Genomic DNA, 528 nt, shown 5'->3' on the forward strand with positions numbered 1-528 from the left:
AATTTATGTTTTGGCTGACGGGGTTGCATGCTCAAGGGCAAGGCTGGGATAGACACTTTCAAGCCAATACAATACGAACCCGGAATGTACTGTCTACCGTCAGGTTAGGACTAGAGGTTATGAGGCGACCTGATTACGAGGTCAGTACGCAAGAACTACTAGCTGCGGGCATTATTTTTGCCCAACAGCTGAGAAAATATGGCTGTGCGCTGGGGGATTTATGAGGGGATCCTTCAGAACTAAACAGCTAACGAGCCTGTAGAATTTCTCTTCGAATAAAATTTAGTGATTTTTTGAGTCTCTGTGTATCGCATTCTAAGCCCTTAAAACGACCTTGCGAATGCATTTACAACCCTTAAATCACGCTTGTTTTTGTTAAAATAGAGTAATTCTACAGCCTCAACGAGACTGTAGAATAACTCCAACAGCCAGGTTTGACTAAAAAGCGGGGCCCTGCAATCAATCCTAAGCGCTTCGAAGACAATAGGTAATGCATTTGGAACCCATAAAACAGGCTATTTTTCTTAA

General features: G+C 42.8%; 1 pseudogene. It reads left to right on the forward strand.

Annotated elements, in window-relative coordinates:
• Positions 1–224, forward strand: a pseudogene (locus tag K6Y31_RS22125) (IS4 family transposase); the annotation flags it as partial.
• Positions 225–528 lie beyond the last annotated feature (304 nt).

This window comes from Motilimonas cestriensis, from assembly GCF_021295315.1.
In the GTDB taxonomy this organism is placed as follows: Bacteria; Pseudomonadota; Gammaproteobacteria; order Enterobacterales; family CBDFNC01; genus Motilimonas; species Motilimonas cestriensis.